This is a genomic window from Gemmatimonadota bacterium (assembly GCA_021295815.1).
In the GTDB taxonomy this organism is placed as follows: domain Bacteria; phylum Gemmatimonadota; class Gemmatimonadetes; order Longimicrobiales; family Gaopeijiaceae; genus JAGWBQ01.
The window spans coordinates 1-2455 of record JAGWBQ010000034.1; the positions used below are offsets into that span (position 1 = coordinate 1).

The 2455-nt window shown below is 76.7% G+C and carries 3 protein-coding genes; all 3 read left to right on the forward strand.

Annotated elements, in window-relative coordinates:
* Positions 1-219 (forward strand): hypothetical protein (locus J4G12_10305; GenBank protein ID MCE2456182.1); only part of this gene is annotated, 219 nt, incomplete at its 5' end.
* Between the two features lie 4 nt (positions 220-223).
* On the forward strand, positions 224-988 hold the full coding sequence (locus J4G12_10310) for a hypothetical protein (GenBank protein ID MCE2456183.1): 765 nt from the start codon (positions 224-226) through the stop codon (positions 986-988).
* The coding region (locus tag J4G12_10315; GenBank protein MCE2456184.1) for a hypothetical protein at positions 985-2455 on the forward strand (1471 nt) is incomplete at its 3' end. The genes J4G12_10310 and J4G12_10315, both read left to right, overlap by 4 nt.

The window sequence follows — 2455 nt, forward strand, 5'->3', positions numbered from 1 at the left end:
CCCACCAGCGGACCCGCGCTGTCCTCCGGCGACCTCCGGGCCCGGACCACGGCGGGCCTGTCGAGCTGGACCGTGCTGGCGGCCGCGACCAGCTACACCGTGGTGCCGGCCTCGTCCACGCCGGGCACGGAAACCGTCAGCTGGGCCGTGCGGGACCTGCCCAGCTACTCGACCGGGACCTATTCGGCAACCGCCACCTTCACGATCTCGGAGCCCTGAAGGCATGCGAATCCCGACGATCCTGCTGGCGCTCCCCTGCCTGCTCACGCCTGTGGCGCGGGGCCAGCCGCGCATCGAGCTGGGCATGCGCCCGCTGCGCTTCGAGGCGGCCATCGGCCCGGGGCGGGCCTGGACCGGGGCCGCGCTGGTGACCAACGGCGGGGCGGCGCCCGGCCGGATCCGTGCCGAGGCGCTCGACTTCGCGCTCGACGGCGACGGCCAGCCGGTGTTCGGGGAGCTCGCGTCGGAGCGCCGCTGGAGCTGCCGGGACTGGCTGGTGCTGAATCCCTGGGAGGCCCGTCTGGCCGCCGAGGCCTCGGCCCTGGCGCGGTTGACCGTGCGGGTCCCGGACGAAACCGGGGAGGGCGGCTACCACTGCGCCGTGGCCTACCGCCTCGAACCCCCCTTGCCGTCCCCCGGCGTCGGGCTGCGGGCCGCCGTGCGCGTGGCCGCCGCGGTGTACGTGGTGGTCGGGGATCCCCCTGTCGCCGAGCTGTCGGTCACGGCAATGGAGCTGGAGCGCGACGCCGGCGGCGCGTGCGCCGGGATCGCGGTGACCTTTCTCAACGACGGCCGCCGGCACTACCGGGCGACCGGCGCGGTGCTTGTGGTCGACGCCACGGGCGGGACGGTCGCGGAGCTGCCCGTCCCGCGGCGGCCCGTGCTGCCCGGACGGAGGCAAAGGTTCAGGCTGCGCTGGCCAGCCGGGCTGGACCCGCGCGCGGACTACGCGCTGCGATTCGATCCCGCCGCGGAGTCCGTCCAATGAGACTCGCCCTGGCGCTGCTGACGGCCGCCGCAAGCGTGTCGGCGGCTCCGGAAGGCGGCGGCGTGGACGTGTCCCTCGAGGCCGGGCGGGTCGGCGGCAGCGGCCCCGAGACCGGGCTGGGCGGCGGCGCGCGCTTCCATGCCTTCTACCCCCGCCTGGGCACCCTGCGCGGGTCGCTGGACGCGGCTGGCGGCCGCTGGACCGGCTGGCGCGACACGCACCTGACGCTGCAGGACGCTCCCTGGCGCGGAGCCCACTGGACGCTCAGGGCCGGGGACTTCCGCGTCCGCACGGGCCCGGACTCCCTGGCCGGGGGCCTGTACCGTCCGCTGCTGCCGGCCCGCGGAGCCCAGGTCGAGGCGCGGCGGGGCAACCTGGCCTGGGAGGCCTACTGCGGCGCGGGTGCGCTCCGCGGCGGGCGGCTGACGGCGTTCCGCATCTCGACGGGACAGCGGCTCTGCGGAGCTTCTGCGACGCTCGGTCTGAGCGAATCCTGGACGGTGGGCACCCGGTTCATCCGGCTCGACGGGGAGCCCCGCGACCGGCGGGGCGTGTGGAACGCGCCCCTGCCGGTGCGCTTCCGCGCGGCGACGACCGCGGCGGCGTGGGCCGCGTACCACTTCAACGGTGTGCGCCTGTTCTTCGAGGGCGCGGCGGCAGGGGCGAAGCCGGCCGGAGCGGGCGGCGTTGCGGGGAAACGCTTCCACGGCACGGCCGCGGCCGAATGGAACCACGCGAGGGCCGGCGCCACGCTGGTCGCCGAATCCCAGGGAGCGGACTACCTGCCGGTCGCCGGGGCCTACCTCGGGGACCGCGCCACCGGCCGGGCCAGCGCGCGGGCGCGGCCCCTGGCCGCCCTGGAGGTCGGGCTGAGCGCCTCCGCCACCCGCGGCAACCTGGAGCGGGACCCGCTGCGGCCGACGTTCCGGAGCCACCTGCGGGGGGCGCGGGCGTCCTGGAGCCTGCCCGGCAACGCCAGCCTCAGCGGCACCCTGGACTGGCTGCGCTTCGCCGGGAGCGAGGGCGCGGACTTGGACACCCGGCTGGCGTCGGTGTCCGCCCGCAAGGAGCTCGGCCGCCACGGCCTGCGCGCCGAATGGCGCGAGGGCGCGCAGCCGATCCCCGCGCGCAGCCTCGAGATCGAGGACGCCTGGCGGCCGCTGCCGGGCGTCGGCCTGGGAGGGCTGCTGCGCTGGCGGACCTCGGCCGGGTCCGGCGGAGAGGCCCGCGCGCTGGACGTGCGGGCGTTCGGCTCGTTCTCCCGGGGCCGCTGGTCGGCCCACGCGAGCGTGGAGCGCGGCCGCGACGTGGCCGACGACACGCTGCTGGCGCGGCGGCTGTACTCGAGCTCGCAGTTCGGCCTGACCGCCGCGATCGGCAAGTGGAAGCTGTCGGCGCGGGGCGGCCGCTTCAACCGGACCCAGGAGCTGACCTACGGCTCGGCGCACCTCCTCAGGGGCTTCGATC